The 22,541-nt window shown below is 72.0% G+C and carries 19 protein-coding genes; 9 read left to right on the forward strand and 10 right to left on the reverse strand.

Translation table 11 applies throughout. The annotated features are described in order from the left end of the window. Window positions 1–151: 151 nt before the first annotated feature. Window positions 152–1,744 carry a Na+/H+ antiporter gene (locus ACIPYQ_RS04270; protein WP_401245894.1) on the forward strand — a complete coding sequence of 531 codons (1,593 nt, stop codon included), beginning with the start codon at window positions 152–154 and terminating at the stop codon, window positions 1,742–1,744. Here ACIPYQ_RS04270 and ACIPYQ_RS04275 read toward each other — a convergent pair. Next, complete coding sequence (locus ACIPYQ_RS04275) at window positions 1,741–2,271, reverse strand: SRPBCC family protein (RefSeq protein ID WP_401245896.1); 531 nt, start codon at window positions 2,269–2,271, stop codon at window positions 1,741–1,743. The genes ACIPYQ_RS04270 and ACIPYQ_RS04275 overlap by 4 nt on opposite strands. 62 nt (window positions 2,272–2,333) lie before the next feature. Between ACIPYQ_RS04275 and ACIPYQ_RS04280 the strand changes: the two genes are divergently transcribed. Then, complete coding sequence (locus tag ACIPYQ_RS04280) at window positions 2,334–2,912, forward strand: TetR family transcriptional regulator (protein ID WP_401245898.1); 579 nt, start codon at window positions 2,334–2,336, stop codon at window positions 2,910–2,912. On the opposite strand, the gene ACIPYQ_RS04285 is transcribed toward ACIPYQ_RS04280, so the two are convergent. Both ACIPYQ_RS04285 and ACIPYQ_RS04290 read right to left on the reverse strand, forming a co-directional pair. Then, window positions 2,909–3,907, reverse strand: a complete 999-nt coding sequence (locus tag ACIPYQ_RS04285) for an SDR family NAD(P)-dependent oxidoreductase (RefSeq protein WP_361771154.1) — start codon at window positions 3,905–3,907, stop codon at window positions 2,909–2,911. The two genes, ACIPYQ_RS04280 and ACIPYQ_RS04285, sit on opposite strands and share 4 nt — an antisense overlap. Continuing rightward, complete coding sequence (locus ACIPYQ_RS04290; protein WP_401245900.1) at window positions 3,904–5,094, reverse strand: UDP-N-acetylglucosamine--N-acetylmuramyl-(pentapeptide) pyrophosphoryl-undecaprenol N-acetylglucosamine transferase; 1,191 nt, start codon at window positions 5,092–5,094, stop codon at window positions 3,904–3,906. Before ACIPYQ_RS04290 ends, ACIPYQ_RS04285 begins: the two co-directional genes overlap by 4 nt. Window positions 5,095–5,167: 73 nt before the next feature. Here ACIPYQ_RS04290 and ACIPYQ_RS04295 point away from each other — a divergent pair, with 73 nt between their 5' ends. Both ACIPYQ_RS04295 and ACIPYQ_RS04300 read left to right on the forward strand, forming a co-directional pair. Then, window positions 5,168–5,863 carry a response regulator transcription factor gene (locus tag ACIPYQ_RS04295; RefSeq protein WP_361758792.1) on the forward strand — a complete coding sequence of 232 codons (696 nt, stop codon included), beginning with the start codon at window positions 5,168–5,170 and terminating at the stop codon, window positions 5,861–5,863. Continuing rightward, on the forward strand, window positions 5,860–7,257 hold the full coding sequence (locus ACIPYQ_RS04300; protein ID WP_401245902.1) for a sensor histidine kinase: 1,398 nt from the start codon (window positions 5,860–5,862) through the stop codon (window positions 7,255–7,257). The genes ACIPYQ_RS04295 and ACIPYQ_RS04300 overlap by 4 nt, the downstream gene beginning before the upstream one ends. Before the next feature lie 127 nt (window positions 7,258–7,384). Here ACIPYQ_RS04300 and ACIPYQ_RS04305 read toward each other — a convergent pair whose 3' ends face one another. Further along, window positions 7,385–8,446 carry a mechanosensitive ion channel family protein gene (locus tag ACIPYQ_RS04305; protein ID WP_401246120.1) on the reverse strand — a complete coding sequence of 354 codons (1,062 nt, stop codon included), beginning with the start codon at window positions 8,444–8,446 and terminating at the stop codon, window positions 7,385–7,387. A gap of 70 nt (window positions 8,447–8,516) precedes the next feature. Here ACIPYQ_RS04305 and ACIPYQ_RS04310 point away from each other — a divergent pair, with 70 nt between their 5' ends. Beyond that, entirely contained in the window at window positions 8,517–9,086 is a 570-nt protein-coding gene (locus tag ACIPYQ_RS04310; protein ID WP_361758798.1) for a dienelactone hydrolase family protein, read from the forward strand. 70 nt (window positions 9,087–9,156) lie between these two features. Here ACIPYQ_RS04310 and ACIPYQ_RS04315 read toward each other — a convergent pair whose 3' ends face one another. The 5 genes from ACIPYQ_RS04315 to ACIPYQ_RS04335 all read right to left on the reverse strand — a co-directional run bounded on the left by ACIPYQ_RS04315 (window position 9,157) and on the right by ACIPYQ_RS04335 (window position 15,105). Next, entirely contained in the window at window positions 9,157–10,110 is a 954-nt protein-coding gene (locus tag ACIPYQ_RS04315) for a zinc metalloprotease (protein WP_362234382.1), read from the reverse strand. A gap of 243 nt (window positions 10,111–10,353) precedes the next feature. After that, window positions 10,354–12,018, reverse strand: a complete 1,665-nt coding sequence (locus tag ACIPYQ_RS04320; protein WP_401245904.1) for an alkaline phosphatase D family protein — start codon at window positions 12,016–12,018, stop codon at window positions 10,354–10,356. 128 nt (window positions 12,019–12,146) lie between these two features. Beyond that, a complete protein-coding gene (locus tag ACIPYQ_RS04325; RefSeq protein WP_361758803.1) occupies window positions 12,147–12,941 on the reverse strand; it encodes a DsbA family protein in 795 nt (264 codons plus the stop codon). An 86-nt stretch (window positions 12,942–13,027) separates the two neighbouring features. Continuing rightward, window positions 13,028–13,717 (reverse strand): hypothetical protein, encoded by a 690-nt coding sequence (locus tag ACIPYQ_RS04330; protein WP_401245907.1) that lies wholly within the window; start codon window positions 13,715–13,717, stop codon window positions 13,028–13,030. Between the two features lie 62 nt (window positions 13,718–13,779). Continuing rightward, window positions 13,780–15,105, reverse strand: a complete 1,326-nt coding sequence (locus tag ACIPYQ_RS04335; protein ID WP_401245909.1) for a DUF2252 domain-containing protein — start codon at window positions 15,103–15,105, stop codon at window positions 13,780–13,782. Between the two features lie 166 nt (window positions 15,106–15,271). Between ACIPYQ_RS04335 and dnaE the strand changes: the two genes are divergently transcribed. Next, window positions 15,272–18,817: a DNA polymerase III subunit alpha gene (dnaE, locus tag ACIPYQ_RS04340; RefSeq protein WP_401245911.1), complete on the forward strand. Its 3,546-nt coding sequence runs from the start codon at window positions 15,272–15,274 to the stop codon at window positions 18,815–18,817. 87 nt (window positions 18,818–18,904) lie between these two features. Here the strand turns inward: dnaE and ACIPYQ_RS04345 are convergent, their stop codons facing one another. Next, window positions 18,905–19,072: a hypothetical protein gene (locus ACIPYQ_RS04345; RefSeq protein WP_327413484.1), complete on the reverse strand. Its 168-nt coding sequence runs from the start codon at window positions 19,070–19,072 to the stop codon at window positions 18,905–18,907. A 220-nt stretch (window positions 19,073–19,292) separates the two neighbouring features. Here ACIPYQ_RS04345 and ACIPYQ_RS04350 point away from each other — a divergent pair, with 220 nt between their 5' ends. From ACIPYQ_RS04350 to ACIPYQ_RS04360, 3 genes are all read left to right on the forward strand, one after another. After that, the gene (locus ACIPYQ_RS04350) at window positions 19,293–20,600 is read left to right on the forward strand and encodes an NYN domain-containing protein (protein ID WP_361758815.1); all 1,308 of its coding nucleotides are present in this window, start codon (window positions 19,293–19,295) and stop codon (window positions 20,598–20,600) included. A 94-nt stretch (window positions 20,601–20,694) separates the two neighbouring features. Further along, complete coding sequence (locus ACIPYQ_RS04355) at window positions 20,695–21,666, forward strand: ABC transporter ATP-binding protein (protein WP_361758982.1); 972 nt, start codon at window positions 20,695–20,697, stop codon at window positions 21,664–21,666. A 23-nt stretch (window positions 21,667–21,689) separates the two neighbouring features. Further along, window positions 21,690–22,502: an ABC transporter permease gene (locus tag ACIPYQ_RS04360; protein ID WP_401246122.1), complete on the forward strand. Its 813-nt coding sequence runs from the start codon at window positions 21,690–21,692 to the stop codon at window positions 22,500–22,502. The last annotated feature ends 39 nt before the right edge of the window (window positions 22,503–22,541 follow it).

Below are 22,541 nucleotides of genomic sequence, written 5' to 3' on the forward strand. Positions count from 1 at the left end.
GCAATTTCAGCCCCGCCGGCGTTTGAGGCGCGGGCGCGGAGCGCCGTAGGGGTTCGGGGCGGAGCCCCGGAAGGGTTCGGGGCCCGGGGCGACACGCGGGTTGCTGTGGTTACCGGTCGGGCCGAGCGCAGCGGACTGGCAGGGTGGGGGAGTGGATCAGCTTGCTCTGCTGTTCGTGCTGCTGCTCGGTGCCGTGGTCATGGTGCCGCTCGGGGACCGGCTGGGACTGCCCGCGCCCGTCCTCATGACCCTCGGCGGGGTGGTCCTCGCGCTCGTGCCGGCCGTGCCGGAGGTCGAGGTGCCGCCCGAGTTCATCCTCCCGCTGGTGCTGCCGCCCCTGCTGTACGCCTCCGTGCAGCGGACCTCGTGGCGCCAGTTCGCCGCCAACGTGCGGCCCATCCTCCTGCTGGCCGTGGCCCTGGTGTTCGTCACGACCGCCGCCGTCGCCGCCGTCGCGTACACCGCGGTGCCCGCGCTGCCGATCGCCGCCGCCGTCGCGCTCGGAGCGCTCGTGGCCCCGCCCGACCCGGTCGCGGCCACCGCCGTCGCCGGATCGCTCGGGCTGCCCCGCCGCATGGTGTCGATCCTGGAGGGCGAGGGGCTCTTCAACGACGTGACGGCGATCGTGCTCTACCACGTGGCGATCGCCGCGGCCGTCAGCGGCAGCTTCTCCTGGCCCGAAGCGCTGGGGGAGTTCGTGCTGTCCGCGGTCGTCGCCGTGGTCGTCGGCCTGGCCCTCGGCTGGATCACCCACCGGCTGATGGGCCGGCTCGACGACGCGACCCTCCAGATCGGGCTGACGCTGCTGGTGCCCTTCGTGTCGTACGTGGTCGCGGAGGAACTCCAGGGGTCGGGGGTGCTGGCCGTGCTGACGACGGCCCTGTTCCTCGCCGAGTACGCGTCCGACGCCGACGACGTGCTGGGGCGCCTGGCCGGGCACACCTTCTGGGAGGTCGTGGACACGCTGGTCACCGGGGTGGCCTTCGGGCTGATCGGGCTGGAGCTCCACAGCGTGTTCGGGACGGCGCAGGACCGCGAGTGGGAGATGGCCGGTTGGGCGGCGGTCGTCGTCGCGGTGGTGGTCGGCGTACGGCTGGTGTGGCTGCTGCCGGCCGGCTGGCTCGCGAAGAAGCTGCACCAGCGGCGCGACTACGACGAGGAGATCCCGCTGAGCTGGCGGGAGAGCGTGGTGATGTGGTGGGCCGGGATGCGCGGGGTGGCCTCGGTGGCCCTGGCGCTGGCCATCCCGCTGAAGACGGACTCGGGGGAGCCCTTCCCGGCGCGGGACGAGATCATCTTCATCGCGTTCGCGGTGATCATGGCGACCCTGGTATGCCAGGGTCTGACCCTGCCGTGGCTGGTGCGGCGGCTGGGTGTGGAGGCCGACACGGACGTGCGGCGGGATGCCGAGCGGCAGCTGGCGATCCGCGCCGCGAAGGCCGCGAAGCGGCGGCTGAAGGAGATCGACGAGGTCGAGGAGCTGTCGGAGGACCTGATCGAGCAGCTGACCCGGCGCGCGTACGACGTGGGGGCCAGGATCAGCCCGGACATGGTGGACGAGGAGCGGCGCGAGGCGTACGCGAAGCGGGTGCAGCGGCTCCACGACATCCAGCGGATCCAGCGGGAGATGATGTCGGCCGCCCGCCACGAGGTGCTGGCCGCCCGCAGCGAACCCGGTTCCGACCCGGAGGTCGTCGACCGGGTGCTGCGGCACCTGGACGTACGCAGCCTGCGCGCCCCCTAGACCCGGCCGGCCTGGGCCTGGGCCTGGGCCGGCCGGGACAGCAGCCGCTCCAGCGAGCGGAGGAAGCGGACGTACGGGGACCAGCGGGCCGGGCGGGCGATGGTGCCGGTGCAGGCCAGCTCGGCGCGGTCCAGGCTGTCCTCCAGGACGGCGTCGTGCCCCGACCGGAAGGCGAGCGGCCAGGTGAGGCGGGAAACGCCGCTGACGGACATCGCGAGGGTGTGCCGCAACACGGTCCGTTCCGCGTCGACGGCCAGCGCGGTGTACTCGTGGAAGCCGTGGAAGCCGCGGGGCCCGGTGAAGGCGAAGCGGACCCAGGTGCCCGGCACGTACGCGACCACCGTGTAGCGCACCGGTCCGTGTCCGCCGACCGCGCCGACGCCCAGGGGGCGGTCGAACTCCATCTCCTCCCACAGGTGGCCGGGCCAGAGCCGGTCGTCCTCCCCGCCGGACAGTGTGTCGATGAGCGCGCCGACCTCGCTCTGCTTGGCCCCGATCAGGCGCTCGTGCACGTTGTAGACGCCCATGCGTCCTCCCCTGAGATTATTAGAGATGTGTCTCTAATAATCTGGAGGGTACTCTCTGATTCATGGCGAGACCACCCCGGTTCGACACCGACCAGATCCTCGACGCCGCCGTCCGGCTGGCGGCCACCGCCGGACCGGGCGGCGTCACCATGTCCGCCGCGGCCCAGGCGGTCGGCGCGCCGAGCGGATCCATGTACCACCGGTTCGCCGGACGGACGGCCCTGCTCGCCGAGGTGTGGCTGCGGAGCGTCGAGCGGTTCCAGGAGGGCTACTTCGCCATGCTGCACAGCGACCCCGACCCCCGCCGGGCCGCCCGCGCGGCCGCCCGGCACGTCGTGGCCTGGAGCCGCGCCCACCCGCAGGAGGCCGCGCTCCTGTTGTACGGTCCCGCGGAGTTCGGCCGCGCCGACTGGTCCGAGGAGCACACCCGGCGGGCCGACTCCGGCAACCAGCGCGTGTACGACGCCCTCGGCACCCTCGCCGACTCCCTCGGCGCGACGGACCCCCAGGGCCTGGACCGGGTCACCCTCGCCCTGATCGACCTGCCGCTCTCGGTCGTCCGCCGCCACCTGCGCGCCGGCGGTCCGCTGCCGCCGCATGCCGAGGACCTCGCCGAGGAGTGCGCGGCCGCCCTGCTCTAGACCTGGTAGCGGTCCGGGGCGAAGAGGTGGAGGTGCTCCGCGATCCAGTCCGAGGTCCGGCGCAGGCCTTCGGCCAGGGAGACCTCGGGCTTCCAGCCCGCCCAGTCGCGGGCGCGGGAGTTGTCCGAGAGGAGGCGGTGGACCTCGCTGCCCGAGGGACGCAGGCGGGAGGGGTCCACCACCACCTCCGCGTCCCGGCCCGAGGCGGTGATCAGCGCCCGGGCCAGGGCGCCGACGGAGATCTCCTCGCCCGTGCCGAGGTTGACCACCTCCCCCAGCGCCCGGTCGCACTCCGCCACCGCGAGGAAGCCCGCGGCCGTGTCCGTCACGTACGTGAAGTCGCGGGTGGGGGAGAGGGAGCCGAGGCGGATCTCCCGCGAGCCCGCGTGGAGCTGGGCCAGGATCGTCGGGATCACGGCGCGGGCCGACTGGCGCGGGCCGTACGTGTTGAAGGGGCGCACCACCGTCACCGGCAGTTCGAAGGCGTGGTGGAAGGAGAGCGCCATCATGTCCGCGCCGATCTTCGACGCGGAGTACGGGGACTGCGGCTGGAGCGGGTGGTCCTCGGAGATCGGGGCCGTCAGGGCCGTGCCGTAGACCTCGCTCGTGGAGGTGTGGACCAGGCGGCGCACGCCGTGGCGGCGGCAGGCCTCCGCCATGTTCTCCGTGCCGGTGACGTTCGTCTGCACGTACGCGCCCGGCGAGGCGTAGCTGTACGGGATCCCGATCAGCGCCGCCAGGTGGAAGACGGTGTCGCAGCCCGCCACCGCGTCGCTGACGCGGCCCGCGTCGCGGACGTCGCCCGCCCACATCTCCACCGGGCCGTCCGGGTCCGCGAGGTAGCGCGCCAGGTGGCCCTTCTCCGCGTACGGCTTGTAGTGCACGAAAGCGCGCACCCGGGCGCCGCGGGCCACGAGCAGGTCCACCAGCGTCGAGCCGATGAACCCCTCGGCGCCGGTGACGAGGACGGTGCGGTCGTTCCAGTTCAGGGTCATGCGTGCTCCAGGGTGGGAAGGCGGACGCCGGCGACGCGGAGGACCTCCGCGGCCAGCAGGTCGGCGGCCCGCGCGTGCGGGCCCGGGTCGGCGGCTCCGGCCATCGACGCCAGCCGGACCGGATCGGCCAGCAGCGGGCCGATGAGATCGCCGAGGCGTTCGGCGGTGGTCTCCGCATCCGGCAGCAGCAGCCCGGCGCCCGCGTCGGACAGCACCCGGGCGTTGTGGGTCTGGTGGTCGCCGGGGGCGTGCGGGTAGGGGACGAGCACCGCCGGGACGCCCGTCGCCGCCAGCTCCGCCACCGTCGCCGACCCGGCCCGGCACACCACCAGGTCGGCGGCCGCGTACACCAGGTCCATCCGGTCCAGGTACGGCACGGCCCGCGCGATCCGCCGCCCGCCGGAGGCCGCCAGCTCGACCAGGGCGCCGTCCAGCGCCGCCGGCCCCGTCTTGACCAGCAGCTGTACGTCGTCCCGGCCCTGCCAGAGCCGGGCCAGCGCGACCGCCGCCCCGGTCAGGCGGACGGCGCCCAGGCTGCCGCCGTTGAAGACCACCAGCCGCCGCCCCGCGGGGACGCGCAGGGCCCGCCGGGCCTCGGCGCGCAGCGCGACGCGCTCCGGTCCGGTCCGTTCCGCGAGCCCCGCCAGGGCCGCGGAGATCGGCATCCCCGTCGTCAGCGCCCGGTCGCCGCCCGTCAGATGGGCGCGGCTGCGGTCGAAGGCCACCGCCACGTGCGGGGTGAGCCGGGCCGCGAACTGGTTGGCGCGTCCCGGTACCGCGTTCGACTCGTGGATCACGGCGGGCAGCCCGGCCAGCCGGGCGCCGAGCACGGCCGGCGCGCTCGGATAGCCGCCCATGCCGACGACGGCGTGCGCGCCCTGCGCCCGGATCACGGCACGGGCCTGGTGCGCCGAGCGCAGCAGGGCCGCGGGCAGCAGGTACCGCTTCGCGCCCAGCGCCGGATCGAAGGGGATCATGTCGACGGTGTGCAGGCGGTAGCCGGCGCCCGGGATCAGCTCGGTCTCCAGGCCCCGCTCGGTCCCGATGAACGAGACCACGGCGCCGGGAACGGCCGCGCGCAGGGCCTCGGCGAGCGCGAGCCCCGGGTAGATGTGGCCGCCGGTGCCGCCCGCACCGATCACGACGGACAGCTCCGCGGTTGTGTCAGGTGAGTGTCGAGTGGTCATGGCCGCACCCTCCCGGTGCGCCCTAAGAAGGTTCTAAGAGGTTCGCGGCGAAGCCTTTGGCAGGCTTTGCCCCATGAGCTCCCTGAACAGGCATCGGATCCTGGTGGTCGACGACGAGCCCGAGGTGCGCGCCGCCGTGGAGGACGGGCTGGCCGTCGAGGGGTACGAGGTGCGCGGAGCGGCGGACGGGCTGGCCGCGCTGTCCGAGGTGGCGGCCTGGGAGCCGGACGCCGTCGTGCTCGACGTGATGATGCCGGTGCTCGACGGGCTCGGGGTGTGCCGCCAGCTGCGCGCGATGGGCGACCGCACGCCCGTCCTCGTGCTGACCGCGCTGGACTCCGTGAGCGAACGCGTCGACGGGCTGGAGGCCGGGGCCGACGACTACCTCGTCAAACCGTTCGCCCTGGACGAGCTGGTCGCACGGGTCCGGGCACTGCTGCGGCGGGCCGCGCCCGACCCGGCCGGAGCGGGCCCGCTGGCCTTCGACGACCTCGTCCTGGACCCCGGGACGCGGACCGGGCGGCGGGGCGGGCGGCCGCTGGAGTTCAGCCGGACCGAGGCCGCGCTGCTGGAGCTGCTCCTGCGCCACCCCGGCCAGGTGCTGCCGCGCGAGGTGATCCTGGAGCTGGTGTGGGGGCGGGACTTCGGGCCGGACTCCAACTCCCTGGCCGTCTACGTCGGCTACCTGCGGCGGAAGCTGGAGGCCGGGGGCGAGCCCCGGCTGGTCCACACCGTGCACGGGGTCGGCTACCGGCTGGACGCGGCGTGAGCGGATCGGGGCGCAGGGGGCTCGGCGCCGCCTGGAGACGGCGACGGCCGCTGCGGACCCGGCTGGCGCTGGCCGTCACCGCCGCCGTGGCCTTCGTGGCCGTGGTCGTGTGCGCCGCCGCCTTCCTCGTCGTACGGTCCGCGCTCTACGAGCAGCTCGACCTCAGCCTGACCCAGTCAGCCCGGCTCGCCGCACAGCGCAACCCGGGCGAGGCGCCGGGCACGCTGGCCGGGGAGTGCCGCTTCCTGGCCGCCCCCGCCTGCGCCGAGGTGGTCGCGGCCGACCCGGCCAAGGACCCCCGTACGCCGGGACTGCTGCCCGTGGACCCGGCCGCGCGGGAGGTCGCCGACGGCCGGCGGGCCCCCTACTACACGAACATCTCGGTGGCCGGACACCCGGCGCGGATGCTCACCACCGACTACGCCAAGGGGCGGGCCCTCCAGGTGGCCCTGCGCGCCGACACGGTGGAGTCCGGCATCGCGGAGGCCGCCGGGTGGCTCGTCCTGACGGCGGCGGCCGGGGTGCTGCTCGCCGCCGTACTGGGCTACTGGGTCTCCCGGACCGGCCTCGCCCCGGTGACCCGGCTCACGGCGACGGCCGAGCGGATCGCGGCGACCCGGGACCCGCGGCACCGGATCGAACTCCCGCCGCCGGGGCCCTCCGGGCGGGAGGACGAGATCACCCGGCTGGCCGGGAGCTTCAACACCATGCTCGGCGAGCTGGAGCAGTCCGTCACCGCCCAGCGGCGGCTGGTCGCGGACGCCTCGCACGAGCTGCGCACCCCGCTGACGGCGCTGCGGACCAACGCGGAGCTGCTGGCGAAGGCCGACCGGCTGACCGCCGCACAGCGGGAGCGGGCGTCGGCCGCGCTGGGGCGGCAGCTGCGGGAGGTGACGGGACTGGTGAACGACCTGATCGAGCTGGCGCGCGACGAGGAACCGACGCCGCTGGTGGAGCAGGTACGGCTGGACGCGCTGGTGCGGCACGGGGTGGACGCGGCGCGGGCGCACTGGCCGGCGGTGGAGTTCCGGGTGCGGGTGGCGGAGGGGGCGGTGGTCGTGCCGGGGGTGCCGGCGCGGCTGAGCCGGCTGCTGTCGAACCTGCTGGACAACGCGGCGAAGTTCAGCCCTGCCGGGCTGCCGGTGGAGGTGGAGCTGGCGGACGCCGGCGTCGGCGCCGGGCCGGAGCTGACCGTACGGGACCACGGGCCGGGGATCGCGGAGCAGGACCTGCCGTACGTCTTCGACCGGTTCTACCGGGCGGGGGCCGCGCGGGCCCTGCCGGGGTCGGGGCTGGGGCTCGCCATGGCGCGGCAGATCGCGCGGGCGCACGGGGCCGAGCTGACCGCCGAGCCCGCGGTGGGCGGCGGCGCCCTGTTCCGCCTGACGTTCTGACCAAGGCCGAGCGCCGGCTTCCCGGGGCTCCGCCCCAGACCCTCCCCCAGACTCCGTCCGGGGGGACCCCCACGCCTCAAACGCCGGCGGGGCTGAAAGACCGGGGCTCCGCCCCGGACCCCGGTCCTCAAACGCCGGACGGGCTGGAATCGTCCGGTCTGGGGGTGGCTTCGGCCGTGGTGACGCGGGGGAGGGCGTAGGGGTGGTGGGTGACGAGCCAGGCGATCAGGCGTTCGCGGACCGCGCAGCGCAGGGTCCACAGGTCGTCCGCGTCCTTCGCCGTGACCACCGCGCGGACCTGGACGGTGTGCGGTGTGGTGTCCGTCACGGCCAGGCCGCCGCCGCGGCCGTCCCACTCGGGGAGTTCCCTCAGGATTTCCTGGAGCTGCTCCCGCATCGGGGCGAGCGGTGCGCTGTGGTCCAGGTGCCAGAAGACCGTGCCGGTCATCTGCGCGCCGCCGCGCGACCAGTTCTCGTAGGGCTTGCTCGTGAAGTACGAGACCGGCATCGTGATACGGCGCTCGTCCCAGGTGCGGACGGTCAGGAAGGTCAGGGTGATCTCCTCGACCCGGCCCCATTCCTTGTCGACCACCACGGTGTCGCCGATCCGGACGGTGTCGCCGAAGGCGATCTGCAGGCCGGCGAAGAGGTTGCCGAGCGCGGCCTGCGCGGCGATGCCCGCCACGATGCCGAGGACGCCCGCCGAGGCCAGCATCGAGGCGCCGAACGTACGCATCGGGGGGAAGGTCAGCAGCATCGCCGCCGCGGCGACCACGACCACCACCGCCGTGACCACCCGCTGGATCAGCGTGACCTGGGTGCGGACCCGGCGGACCCGGGCGTCGTCCTCGGCCGCCGCGGCGTAGCGCGCGTACGTCGAGTCGACGGCGGCGGTCGCGATCCGCACCGCCAGCCAGGCCACCGAGGCGATCAGCACCAGGGTGAGGAAGCGGCCGACGCCGACGGGGTGGTCGGGGAGGACCCCCGCCCAGCGGTAGGAGCCTCTGAGCAGCGAGGCGCAGAGCACCACCTGGAAGGGCAGCCGGCAGCGGCGCAGCAGGCCCCACAACGGGGTCTCGGTGTGCCGGGCGTCGGCCCGGCGCAGCAGCAGGTCCAGCAGCCAGCCCGCGATCAGGGTGGCGACCAGCGCGCCGCCGATGACGAGGGCGGGGCGAAGGAAGTTCTCCATCTCCATGGGAGGAACGTAGCGGGAAGCGGTCCGCGGACACCTTCCGTTCGGCGGCTGGCACGATGGAGGCATGAACATCGTGCTTTTCCATTCGACGTACGGGCTGCGGCCCGCGGTGCACGCGGCGGCCGACCGGCTGCGCGCGGCCGGGCACCAGGTCCAGGTGCCGGATCTCTTCGGGGGACGCACCTTCGAGACCGTCGAGGAGGGCATGGCCCACCGGGACGAGATCGGCCGTGACGAACTGCTGAAGCGCGCGGTGCTGGCCGCCGCCCCCCACTCCGACCAGGGCCTGGTCTACGCGGGCTTCTCCTTCGGCGGCTCCGTCGCCCAGCACCTGGCGATGGCCGACGAGAAGGCGCGCGGGCTGCTGCTCCTGCACGGGACGGCGGACCTGGAGGAGGGCGCCTCGGTGGACGAGCTGCCGGTGCAGCTGCACATCGCGGACCCGGATCCCTTCGAGCCGCACGACTGGCTGACGGCCTGGTACCTGCGGATGCAGCGGGCCGGGGCGGACGTGGAGGTCCACAGCTACCCGGGTGCCGGGCACCTGTTCACCGACCCGGACCTGGACGACTACGACGCGGAGGCCGCGGAGCAGGTGTGGAAGGTCGCGATCGGCTTCCTCGACAGCCTGTAGGGGGATGGGCGGATAGCGAAAGGGCACGGTCCGGCGGATGCCGGGCCGTGCCCTTCGTCGTGGCAGGGGATCAGCCGGCGCGGTACGCGGTCCAGCTGCTGCTCATGCGGGCCACCTGGCCGGCGCTGAACTGGTACATGCAGGAGTCGTACGTGTAGTCCATGAAGTTGCGGATCGGGTCGGCGCCCGGCTTGCTCGCGCAGCTGTCGCGGCCGGTCGGGCACTCGTACGCGGCGCTCTTCTCGGCGGGGGTGTCGGAGACGTAGTCGCCGTTGCCGTTACAGCCGCCCTGGAAGGTGTGGTAGAGCCCCAGCCAGTGGCCGACCTCGTGGGTCGCGGTGTCGCCCTCGTTGTAGTTGGCGGAGGAGCCGCCCGGCAGCGAGGAGTCGAGCACGACCACGCCGTCCATCTTGGGGCTGGAGGCGTAGGAGGTCGGGAAGGTAGCCCAGCCCAGCAGGCCGCCGGAGAGCTTGGCGGTGTAGAAGTTGAGCGCGCCCGGGCCGCCCTTGCGCAGGGTGTTCTTCATGTCCTTCTCGGCCTGGGAGCCGGAGGCCAGGTTGTACCAGGAGGCGTTGTCCGTGTAGTCGGTGGCCGCGAGGGTGAACTGGAAGTTCGTGTTGACGTTTCCGGTTCCCTGGCCGCCGTAGGCCGCGTTGAGGACCGCCAGCTGCTTGCTGACATCCGTGGCCGTCAGCTTTCCGGTCGCACCGGAGTGCACGACGTGGAAGTACACGGGGATGTTGACGACGGCCTCGGCGGCGCTGAGGCTGCGCTGCGGCTGGTTCTTGAGGGCCTTGTCCAGCTTCGCCTTGAGGTCGGCGTCCATGGCCTTGGCCTGGGCGTCGGTGACCTCGTTGGGCTCGTCCGCGTGCTCGTCGTGGGCGCGGGTCACGCGGGCGTTGGCGGCGCCGGCGGCGGCCGGCTGCTCGGCGCAGAGCTCGGCGGGGGTCTTGGCTGCCGCAAGCGTGGTGGGGGCCGCGAGCGGAGTGAAGGCCAGGGTTCCGGCCAGAACCGCCGTGCCCATCAGGCGGCGGCGAAGAAGGGGGGATATGCGGGCAATTGCGCGCACGTGTGCTCCTCGCGGGTGGGGGGTGGTGGGGGGTGATGGCCTGAAGGATCTTCTTCAGCTGGCGGGAAGCTTATGTGTGCATGACATATTCAGGTCAAGTGTCTTGCGTAAAAGATTTGTTGCCAGAAACGCACATGGGGCGCCTGGTATGTACCAGGCGCCCCACGCGGCAGGAGAATTGACGGTCAATCAGTTATTTCAGCGGACGGGCTGGTAGGACCGCTCCACCTTCTGCGTCCCGTTCAGGGTCCGGTACGAGCGGGCCCACGCGGCCGTGGCGTCCTGGCGCCGCTTGTCGGACACCACGTAGTAGTCCATCTGCGAGCGCTCCGCCGTCACGTCCAGCACCCCGTAGCCGTGTGCGTCCATGTCGAGCCACTTCACGTGCCAGTTGGCGGCCTTGATGGCCGTCTCCGCGACCAGCGAGGCGGTGTCCGCGGGCACGTGCAGGATGTCGTCGATGTTGTCGGAGGTCACCGAGGTGACGACGAACTCGGTCGCGGCGGTCCCCGAGCCCGGGTACGTGGCCATGTTCACCGGGACCTCGTTCGCCCACGCCATGTGGATGTCGCCGGTCAGGAACACGGTGTTCTTGACGTTCCGGTCCTTGAGGTGGCCCAGCAGCTCCTTGCGGTCGTCGGTGTACCCGTCCCACTGGTCCACGTTGATCGCTATGCCTCCCTCGGGCAGGCCGAGGAGCTTGGCCAGCGGCTTCAGCAGGTGCGCGGGCAGCGAGCCGAAGGCGACCGGCGAGATCATCACCGAGGTGCCGACCAGCTTCCAGGTCGCGTTCGAGCCCGCGAGGCCCGACTTGAGCCAGTCCAGCTGGGCGCGCCCGGTGATCGTGCGCTCCGGGTCGTCCACCGCACCGCTGCCCACCTTGGCCTGCTGCGAGCGGAAGGAGCGCAGGTCCAGCAGGTGCAGATCGGCGAGGGTGCCGAAGCGCAGCCGCCGGTAGACGGTGCCCGCGACGGAGGTGCGTACGGGCATCCACTCGAAGTACGCCTGCTTGGCGGCGGCCGCGCGGGCCGCCCACTCGCCCTCGGCGCCCGGCGTGTGGTTCTCGGCGCCGCCCGCCCACATGTCGTTCGCGAACTCGTGGTCGTCCCAGATGGCGATGACCGGGTGCGCCTGGTGCAGCGCCTGCAGGTCGCCGTCCGTCTTGTACTTGCCGTGCCGCGTGCGGTAATCGGCCAGCGAGACGATCTCGTGCTTCGGCTCGTGCTGGCGCACGACGTACTTCGCCTCCGGGTAGCCCCCGGTCGGGTACTCGTAGATGTAGTCGCCCAGGTGCAGGATCGCGTGCAGATCGGTGCGGGCGGCCAGGTGGCGGTACGCGGAGAAGTAGCCGGCCTCCCAGTTGGCGCAGGAGACCACACCGAAACGGACTCCCGAGGTCGTCACGTCGTGGCCCGGGGTGGTCAGCGTGCGGCCGGTGGGGGAGACGGTGGCGCCGGCGGTGAACCGGTACCAGTAGGACGTCTGCGGCTGCAGCCCGCGCACGTCCACCTTGACCGTGTGGTCGGTGGCGGCGCTCGCCGTGACGGTGCCGGAGCCGACGATGCGGGAGAAGGCCTGGTCCGCGGCCACCTCCCAGCTCACCTGGGTGGCCGGGCCGAGGCCGGAGCCGGGTACGGCCTCGGGGGTGGGGGTGACGCGGGTCCACAGCAGGACCCCGTCGGGCAGCGGGTCGCCCGAGGCGACGCCGTGCAGGAAGGCGGGCGCGGACTGTGTCGCCGCGTGGGCCGCCGAGGCGCCGAGCGAGGTCAGCGGGGCCAGCGCGGCCGTGGCCGCGGCGGCGAGAACGACCGTACGGCGACGGGGAGTCGCCGGGGTCTGAGAAGGGATGAGATGACTGGTCACGACCGGTCACATTACCGACGGGTACACCTGATGGAACAGATGTCGGAATGCAACGGGCGGGCGAACTCTGGGAGTTCGCCCGCCCGATGGTGCGGCCTTCCGGAAGCGTGTCCCGGAATGTCCGGGGATCAGCCCTGCAGGGCCTTGTCGATCGCCGCCGTGAACTGCTCCGCGGTCTGCGGGGTGTCGATCTTCTTGCCGTCCATCTTCAGCGTGGGGGTACCCGTCACGCCGGACTTGTTGAAGGCCTTCGACATGTCCATCGCCCACCGGTCGTAGGTGCCGTCCTCGACGGCCTTCTTGAACTCGGCGTTGCCCTTGAGCGCCGGGACCGTGTCCGCGACCTTCAGCAGGTACGCGTCCTTGGCGAAGCTGTCGACGGTCTCCTCGGGGTGCTGCTCCTTGGAGTACAGCGCGGCCTTGTAGTCGAGGAAGGCCTGCGGGCTGACGTTGAGCGCCGCGCCCAGCGCGCTCAGCGCGTTCTTCGAGCCCTCGCCCTTGACGGCGTTGTCGATGAAGGTGGCGCCGAAGTACTGGAGCTTGTACTTGCCCGCGTCCACGTCCTTCTTGATCTGCTCGCCGGCCGCCTGCTCGAAGCCGGCGCAGGCCGGGCAGCGCGAGTCCTCGTACAGCTCCAGCGTCTTCTTGGCGTCGGGCTTGCCGATGACGACCGTGGTGCCGTCCTCGCCCTCGGTGTTCTTCGGCTTGACCAGCTCGGCCTTGGCGGCCTTGTCCCAGTAGCCGGGCTGGTTGGACTGCACGATCGCGTAGCCGACGACGCCGACCAGGCCGAGCCCGGCGACGAGCGCGCCCGCCACGATCACCTGGCGGCGGATCTTGTCCCTCTTGGCCTGTGCCTCGCGCTCGGCGCGCAGCCGCTCGCGGGCCGCTGCCTTGTTCGCCTGGCTGTTGCGTGAACTCATCGTGATCTCCGTGGGGTGTGACGTGTCGAGGGGACTGCTCGGGGGAGTGGCCCCCAGCCATCGCTGGGAGGTGCCCCGTACGTGCGTCAGGCGCGAGCGAGCGCGCCGAGCACGGGAGGTCCCCGCCGGCCCACGGAGTGTGCGGGGAATCGCGTACGGGCCTGCGTGCCCTCGAGGACCGGCCGCAGCAGCCGCCGCGCCGGACCGCAGAAGGCCGGGGCCGAGGCCACCGCCAGCAGCAGCGGCCGGAACGCGAAGGCGGCCACCGCGCGCAGCAGCTGCCCCAGGGCCCGCTCGCCGTGGCGCAGCCACCCGGCGGCGAGCAGCCCGACCGAGACGTGGGCGCCGAGCAGCAGCCAGGGCGTCCACGGCCCGGGCGCGGCCAGCATCGCGGCCGGATCGGCGACGGGCCCGGTCACCTCGGTGAGCGGCCCGCCCACGGGAGTGCCCCCGCACAGCTCGTCCAGGCCCATCGCGCGCAGCGGACCCGAGACGGGGCCGCCGGCCGGGCCGTAGCAGAGGTGCTGCCCGGCGGTGAAGACGGTGTCGGCGGCCAGCTCCAGCGGAACGAGCAGCCCGGCGATGGGGCCGAAGCCCCGTTCCCGGCCCGCGAGCGCGTAGGCGATCACGAACACGGCGGCGAAGGCCCCGGCCACCAGCGCGGGCGGCAGCGGAACGCGGGACATGAGGACGTGCGAGCCGGCCGAGAGCAGCACGACGAGCGCGCTGAACAGCGCGGCACGCAGCCCTCGAAGCCTCACTCCTGAAATGTCCATCGTCGCGAGTCTGCCATGCGTACCTGTGAAAGCCGCGTCCCGGCCCCGGCCACGGGCACGAACTACGAGGTCAGACGCCCGTTGCGGAAGAGATCCACGAAGATCTGGTGGTCGGCGCGGGCCCGGGCGCCGTACGCGTGGGCGAAGTCCACGAGCAGCCCCGCGAAGCCCTCCTCATCGGCCGCGATCGCCGCGTCGATGGCCCGCTCGGTGGAGAACGGGACCAGCGAGTGCCCGCTCTCGGCCTCGTCGGCCGACGCGTGCATGGTCGCCGTGGCCCGGCCGAGATCGGCGACCACGGCCGCGATCTCCTCCGGGTCGTCCAGGTCCGACCAGTCCAGGTCCACCGCGTACGGGGAGACCTCGGCCACCAGCTGCCCCGCCCCGTCCAGCTCGGTCCAGCCCAGCCACGGGTCGGCGTGGGCCTGCAGGGCGCGCTGCGAGATCACCGTGCGGTGGCCCTCGTGCCGGAAGTACTCCCGCACCGCCCGGTCCGTGATGTGCCGGGACACCGCCGGGGTCTGCGCCTGCTTGAGGTAGATCACGACGTCGTTCTCCAGGGCGTCGCTGTGCCCCTCCAGCAGGATGTTGTAGGAGGGCAGACCGGCCGAGCCGATCCCGACGCCCCGGCGTCCCACCACGTCCTTGACCCGGTAGGAGTCCGGCCGCACGAGGGACTCGTCGGGGAGGGTCTCCAGGTACCCGTCGAAGGCCGCCAGCACCTTGTAGCGGGTGGCGGCGTCCAGCTCGATGGAGCCACCGCCGGAGGTGAAGCGGCGCTCGTAGTCCCGTATCTCCGTCATGGAGTCCAGCAGGGAGAAGCGGGTGCGGGAGCGGGCCGAGCGCAGCGCGTCCAACAGCGGGCCCTCGGCGGTGTCCAGGGTGAAGGAGGGCACCTCCTCGTGCTTGGCCCCCGCCGCGAGACGGTGGATCCGCTCCCGGTAGGCGCCGGCGTAGATCCGCACCAGCTCGCTTATCTGGCCGTCGCTCAGCGCCTTGGTGTAGCCGATCAGGGCGACGGAGGCGGCGAAGCGCTTCAGGTCCCAGGTGAAGGGGCCGACGTAGGCCTCGTCGAAGTCGTTGACGTTGAAGATCAGCCGGCCGTTGGAGTCCATGTACGTACCGAAGTTCTCGGCGTGCAGATCGCCGTGGATCCACACCCGGCCCGTCCGCTCGTCCAGGTACGGGCCGCCGTGCCGGTCCCGCTCCAGGTCGGAGTAGAAGAGACAGGCGGTGCCCCGGTAGAAGGCGAAGGCGGAGGCCGCCATCTTGCGGAATTTGACCTGGAAGGCAGCGGGGTCGGCGGCGAGCAGCTCACCGAACGCGGTGTCGAACACGTCGAGGATCTGCTCGGCGCGCTGCTCGTCGGTCGTCTCGGGAACCGCCATGGCGGATGCCTCCTGGTGGTGCGGGGTGGATCGGCGCCGATCGCATTTCGGACAGGTGCCCTTGGTTCTGCAACGCATGACCGTACCCGTCGGTGCCCGGGGAATGTCACCCGGTCGACGTAGGATTCAGAGCTGCCGCCCCACTCTCCCCTCGGAGGCCCCCACCGTGACCAAGACGCCGTTCACGCACCTGCACGTCCACACCCAGTACTCCCTGCTGGACGGTGCCGCGCGGCTGAAGGACATGTTCAACGCGTGCAACGAGATGGGCATGACGCACATCGCCATGTCCGACCACGGCAACCTGCACGGGGCGTACGACTTCTTCCACACCGCGAAGAAGGCCGGTGTGACGCCGATCATCGGCATCGAGGCGTACGTGGCCCCGGAGTCCCGGCGCAACAAGCGGCGCATCCAGTGGGGCCAGCCCCACCAGAAGCGCGACGACGTGTCCGGTTCCGGTGGTTACACCCACAAGACGATCTGGGCGGCGAACTCCACCGGGCTGCACAACCTCTTCCGGTTGTCCTCCGACGCGTACGCCGAGGGCTGGCTGACCAAGTGGCCGCGCATGGACAAGGAGACCATCTCCCAGTGGTCGGAGGGGCTGATCGCCTCCACCGGCTGCCCCTCCGGCGAGGTGCAGACCAGGCTGCGCCTCGGCCAGTTCGACGAGGCCGTGCAGGCCGCCTCCGACTACAAGGACATCTTCGGCGAGGGGCGCTACTTCCTGGAGCTGATGGACCACGGCATCGAGATCGAGCGCCGGGTCCGCGACGGGCTGCTGGAGATCGGCAAGAAGCTCGGCATCCCGCCGCTGGTGACGAACGACTCGCACTACACGTACGCGCACGAGGCCGGCGCCCACGACGCCCTGCTCTGCATCCAGACCGGCAAGAACCTCTCGGACCCGGACCGCTTCCGCTTCGACGGAACCGGCTACTACCTGAAGTCCACGGACGAGATGTACGCGGTCGACTCCTCGGACGCCTGGCAGGAGGGCTGCGCCAACACCCTCCTGGTGGCCGAGCAGATCGACACCACCGGCATGTTCGAGGCCAAGAACCTCATGCCGAAGTTCGAGATCCCCGAAGAGGGCTACACGGAGATCACCTGGTTCCGCGAGGAGGTGCGGCGCGGCATGGCCCGCCGCTACCCCGGAGGCGTCCCCGAGGACCGCCAGCGCCAGGCCGAGTACGAGCTGGACGTCATCATCCAGATGGGGTTCCCCGGCTACTTCCTCGTCGTCGCCGACTTCATCATGTGGGCCAAGAACCAGGGCATCGCGGTGGGCCCCGGCCGAGGATCCGCGGCTGGCTCGATCGTCGCGTACGCCATGGGCATCACCGACCTCGACCCGATCACCCACGGCCTGATCTTCGAGCGGTTCCTCAACCCCGAGCGCGTCTCCATGCCCGATGTCGACATCGACTTCGACGAGCGCAGGCGCGTCGAAGTGATCCGGTACGTGACCGAGAAGTACGGCGACGACAAGGTCGCCATGATCGGCACCTACGGAAAGATCAAGGCGAAGAACGCCATCAAGGACTCGGCCCGCGTCCTCGGCTACCCGTACGCCATGGGCGACCGGCTCACCAAGGCCATGCCCGCCGACGTCCTCGGCAAGGGCATCGACCTCAACGGCATCACCGACCCCTCGCACCCGCGCTACGGCGAGGCCGGCGAGATCCGCGCGATGTACGAGAACGAGCCGGACGTCAAGAAGGTCATCGACACCGCACGCGGCGTCGAGGGCCTGGTCCGCCAGATGGGCGTGCACGCCGCCGGCGTGATCATGTCCAGCGAGCCGATCGTCGACCACGCCCCGATCTGGGTGCGGCACACGGACGGCGTGACCATCACGCAGTGGGACTACCCCCAGTGCGAGTCGCTCGGCCTGATCAAGATGGACTTCCTCGGCCTGCGCAACCTCACGATCATGGACGACGCCGTCAAGATGGTGAAGGCCAACAAGGGGATCGACCTCGATCTCCTCGGCCTGCCGCTCGACGACCCCAAGACCTTCGAACTGCTCGGCCGCGGTGACACGCTCGGCGTCTTCCAGTTCGACGGCGGGCCCATGCGCTCCCTGCTGCGCCTGATGAAGCCCGACAACTTCGAGGACATCTCCGCCGTCTCGGCCCTGTACCGGCCGGGCCCGATGGGCATGAACTCGCACACGAACTACGCCCTGCGCAAGAACAAGCAGCAGGAGATCACCCCGATCCACCCGGAGCTGGAGGAGCCGCTCAGGGAGATCCTCGGCGTCACCTACGGCCTCATCGTGTACCAGGAGCAGGTGCAGAAGGCCGCCCAGATCATCGCCGGGTACTCCCTCGGCGAGGCCGACATCCTGCGCCGCGTGATGGGCAAGAAGAAGCCCGAGGAACTGGCGAAGAACTTCGTCATCTTCGAGGCGGGCGCCAAGGAGAAGGGCTTCAGCGACCAGGCGATCAAGGCGCTGTGGGACGTCCTGGTCCCCTTCGCCGGCTACGCCTTCAACAAGGCCCACTCGGCCGCGTACGGCCTGGTCTCCTACTGGACCGCCTACCTCAAGGCCAATTTCCCGGCCGAGTACATGGCGGGCCTGCTCACCTCGGTCAAGGACGACAAGGACAAGTCCGCGATCTACCTGAACGAGTGCCGCCGCATGGGCATCAAGGTGCTCCCGCCGAACGTGAACGAGTCGGAGGCGAACTTCGCCGCCCAGGGCGACGACGTGATCCTCTTCGGCCTCACCGCCGTGCGCAACGTCGGCCAGAACGTCGTCGAGTCGATCATCAAGACCAGGAAGGCCAAGGGGAAGTACTCCACCTTCCCGGACTTCCTGGACAAGGTCGAGGCCGTCGTCTGCAACAAGCGCACCGTCGAGTCCCTGATCAAGGCCGGCGCCTTCGACGAGATGGGCCACACCCGCAAGGGCCTGGTCGCCCACCACGAGCCGATGATCGACAACGTGGTCGCGGTCAAGCGCAAGGAGGCCGAGGGACAGTTCGACCTCTTCGGCGGAATGGGCGACGAGGCCGCGAGCGACGAGCCTGGCTTCGGCCTCGACGTGGAGTTCTCCGACGTCGAGTGGGAGAAGTCCTACCTGCTCGCGCAGGAGCGCGAGATGCTCGGCCTCTACGTCTCCGACCACCCGCTCTTCGGCCTGGAGCACGTGCTCTCCGACAAGACGGACGCCGGAATCTCCCAGCTGACCGGCGGCGAGCACTCCGACGGCGCGGTCGTCACCATCGGCGGCATCATCTCCGGCCTCCAGCGCAAGATGACCAAGCAGGGCAACGCCTGGGCCATCGCCACCGTCGAGGACCTGGCCGGCTCCATCGAATGCATGTTCTTCCCCGCGACCTACCAGCTCGTCTCCACCCAGCTGGTCGAGGACACGGTCGTCTTCGTCAAGGGCCGCCTCGACAAGCGCGAGGACGTCCCCCGCCTGGTCGCCATGGAGATGATGGTCCCCGACCTCACCTCGGCCGGCACGAACGCCCCGGTGGTCCTCACCATCCCCACCGTCAAGGTCACACCGCCGATGGTGACCCGTCTGGGGGAGATCCTGCGCCACCACAAGGGCAACACCGAGGTGCGCATCAAGCTCCAGGGGCCGCGGACCACCACCGTGCTGCGCCTCGACAAGCACCGCGTACAGCCCGACCCGGCCCTCTTCGGCGACCTCAAGGTGCTGCTCGGGCCGTCCTGCCTGGCCGGATAGCGACGCCCGCCCACCGGCGCCGCACGTACGGAAGGGCCCGCCCGGCGTTCCCGGGCGGGCCCTTCCGTCACATCACGTCGCGCCGCGTCAGTTGTGGCCGAACTTCTTCTGCTTGCTCTTGTGGGCCAGATCCATCGGACTCGGCGATGGGTTCACCGACTCGGAGGGGCTGTCCATCGAGCTCTTCGACGGGTCCTGCGAGGAGCGGGCCTGCTGCTGCTTCGACGGCTGCTTCTGATTCTTGTTCTTGGCCATGGTGGAACCTCCGTGAGGGTCTAGGGGCCAGGACCGCCTTCACACTCACACAGCGCCCGAAACCGCGCATTTTGGATCATTACTGCGCGTAGCCGAACGGTCCTTCCCGGCCGCCCCGTGAGATCCGCCACGCCGATGATCGAGTTCCGGCCTTCAACACCCTTGAGGTCGGGCAGACTCGGGGCACCCGTCGAAAAACACAGGACCCCCAGGGAAGAGGGTGGAACGCGTGGACCGCTGCGTCGTCCTGGTGGACGCCGGCTACCTGTTGGGCGCCGCCGCCAGCCTTCTCGCCGGGGAGCCCTCCCGCTCCCGGATCACCGTGGACCATGCCGCCCTCATCCAGGGCCTGCGCGAGCGGGCCGAGGCCGACACCGAACAGCCCCTGCTGCGCATCTACTGGTTCGACGGCGCACCCGACCGGGTGCCGCAGCCCGAACACCGGCGGCTGCGCGTCATGCCCCGCGTCACCGTCCGCCTGGGCGCCCTGACCCGCAGCGACGGCCGCTGGGCCCAGAAGGGCGTCGACGCCGCCATGCACGCCGAGCTCACCGAGCTCGCCCGCAACCGCGCCTGCTCCGACGTGGTCCTGGTCACCGGCGACGGCGACCTGCTGCCCGGCCTGATGTCCGCCAAAGAACACGGCGTCGCCGTCCACCTGTGGGCCGTCCAGGCCGCCGACGGGGACTACAACCAGTCCGAGGACCTCGTGGCCGAGGCCGACGAACGGCGCGTCCTGGACCGGGCCTGGATCACCCGGGCCGTCCGCGCCAAGGACCTCACCGGCCTGTGCTCGCCCCCGCCCGCACCGCGCCCCGACATCGCCGCCATCCTCTCGGCCCCGCTGCCCGAGGCGGCGCTCGCCGAGGCCGCCCGCAACGGCACCGCCGCCACCGGCGACGACGACCGCGAGGGAGCCCCCGTACCGGCACCCGCCGCCCCCGGGGGCAAGACCGTGCCCACGCCCAAGGACCTCGCCGGATCCCTGCGCGCCCCCGGCCCCCAGAGCGGCCCGCAGACCGGGTCCGGCAGCACACCGGCCCCCGCCAGCGCCCTGCGCTGGTCCTCCGACAAGGGCTGGATCGACCGGGCCGGACCGCTCGGCGAACCCGCCGAGACCGCCTCGCTGCCCACCCTCGCCCAGCTCACCAGCGCCGAACAGCGCTGGGCGGACCGCGAGGAGGACATCACCACCGTCGGCGGGGACCCGTTCGAGGTGGGACAGGTGTTCGCCCGGCGCTGGATGGAACGCCTCCCCGAGACCGTGCACCTGCAGAAGCTGGCCACCATGTACCCGCGCATCCCGCACCGCATCGACGGCGAGCTGCTGCGGTACGCCGCCCGCTTCGGGCTGCTCGCGCACAAGGACGACCAGATCGACGAGCACGACCGGTACGCCATCCGCGCCGGGTTCTGGAGGGAGATCGACGTCCGCGCGGCCGCCGAGCACGTGGCCGCCGTACCGGCCGCCGCGCCCGGATCCGGTCCCGCCGAGCTCGGTGCGCCGCTGACCCCGGCGGCCGAGTAGGGGCGGGAACCCCGTAGGCTGCTCCCTCGTGAGTACGGGCACAGCACACGCGGAAAACAGCACGGCGCCGGCCGCGGGAGCGGCTTCGGACGTGATCTGCGCGGTGCGTGACCTGGTCAAGACGTATCCCGCCGTACGCGGCCGGCGCGGGGCTCCCGCACTCCCCGAGACCCGCGCCAACGACGGCGTCTGCCTGGACGTGCGGCGCGGCGAGATCTTCGGGCTGCTCGGCCCCAACGGCGCCGGCAAGTCCACGCTGGTCCGCCAGCTCACCGGCCTGATGCGGCCCGACGCGGGCACCGTGACCCTCCTCGGCCACGACCTCGTACGCCACCCCGAACGGGCCTCGCGCCTGCTCGCCTACCTCGGGCAGGAGTCCACCGCCCTCGACGAGCTCACGGTGGCGCTGGCCGCCGAGACCACCGGGCGGCTGCGCGGGCTCGACGCACGGGCGGCCCGGGCCGCGCGCGACGCCGTACTGGAGGAGCTCGGGCTGACCGAGATCGCCGGGCGGCCCCTGAAGAAACTTTCCGGCGGACAGCGGCGCCTCGCCTGCTTCGCCTCCGCACTGGTGGGGGAGCGGCCCGTCCTGGTCCTCGACGAGCCCACCACCGGCATGGACCCGGTGGCCCGGCGGGCCGTCTGGTCCGCCGTCGACCGCCGGCGCGCCGAGCACGGCGCGACGGTCCTCCTCGTCACCCACAACGTCATCGAGGCCGAGACCGTCCTCGACCGGGTCGCCGTCATCGACCAGGGCCGGGTCATCGCCTGCGACACCCCGGCCGGCCTGAAGGCCAGGGTCTCGGGCGAGGTCCGGCTGGAGCTCGTGTGGCGGGAGACCGCGCCGCTGGACGTCCCCGAGGTCGCCGCGCTGCGCGAGCTCGCCGTCGAGTCCGGACGGCGCTGGGTCCTGCGGCTCGGCCCGGACGAGGCCCGGGCGGCCGTCGCCTCGGTGACCGGTGGGCCGGCCTTCGCCGCCCTGGACGATTTCACGCTGGCCACGCCGAGCCTCGAGGACGTGTACCTCGCGCTCGGCGGAAAGACGAAAGGCCTGGTCAAGTCGTGAACGACCGTCCGGCAAGCGCCGTCCTGCAGACTCCGGATCCGACTCCGACTCCGGCTCCGGCTCCGGTCGAGGAGCCGGCCGCCGCGCCGCTGGCCCCGCGGGCACGGTTCCTGCCCGCACTGGCCGCCGTCTACCGGGCCCAGCTGTCCCGGGCGCGGGTGGCGCGGATCCCGCTGCTCTTCGTGGCCACCTTCCAGTCCGTCGGGATCATGATCCTGATGCGCGGCGTGGTGGACGGGGGCTCGGAGGCCCGGGCCGTCGTCGCGGGTTCCTCCGTCCTGGTCGTCGCCTTCGTCGCGCTGAACCTGCTCGCGCAGTACTTCGGGCAGCTGCGGGCGAGCGGCGGGCTCGACCACTACGCCACCCTGCCGGTGCCGCCCGCGTCGGTGGTGCTGGGCGCGGCCGCCGCGTACGCCTCCTTCACGCTGCCCGGGACACTGGTCACCGCCGTCTTCGGGTGCGTGCTCTTCGGCCTGCCGATGAGCGGGCTGTGGATCCTGGCCGCCGTGGTGCCGCTGGCCGGGGCCGCGCTGGCCGGGCTCGGCGCGGCGCTGGGGCTGCTGGCGCCGCGGCAGGAGCTGGCCACGCTCGCCGGGCAGCTCGGGATGTCGGCGGCGCTGCTGCTGGGCGTGCTGCCGCCCGAGCGGATGCCGGGCGTGATCGTGTGGGCGCGGGACCTGCTGCCGTCGACGTACGGGGTGGAGGCCTTCGCGCGGACCTTCGCCCCGGAACCGGACTGGGCCGCCGTCGCCATCGACCTGGGCGTGTGCGCTGCGGTCGGCGTGCTCTCGCTGGCCGCCGCCACCTGGGCGTACCGGCGGGCCGCGGTCCGCTGAAGCGGTCCGGCGACGCCGCCGCCGGGCACACCTGGCACG

The organism is Streptomyces sp. NPDC090045, assembly GCF_044747975.1.
GTDB lineage: Bacteria > Actinomycetota > Actinomycetes > Streptomycetales > Streptomycetaceae > Streptomyces.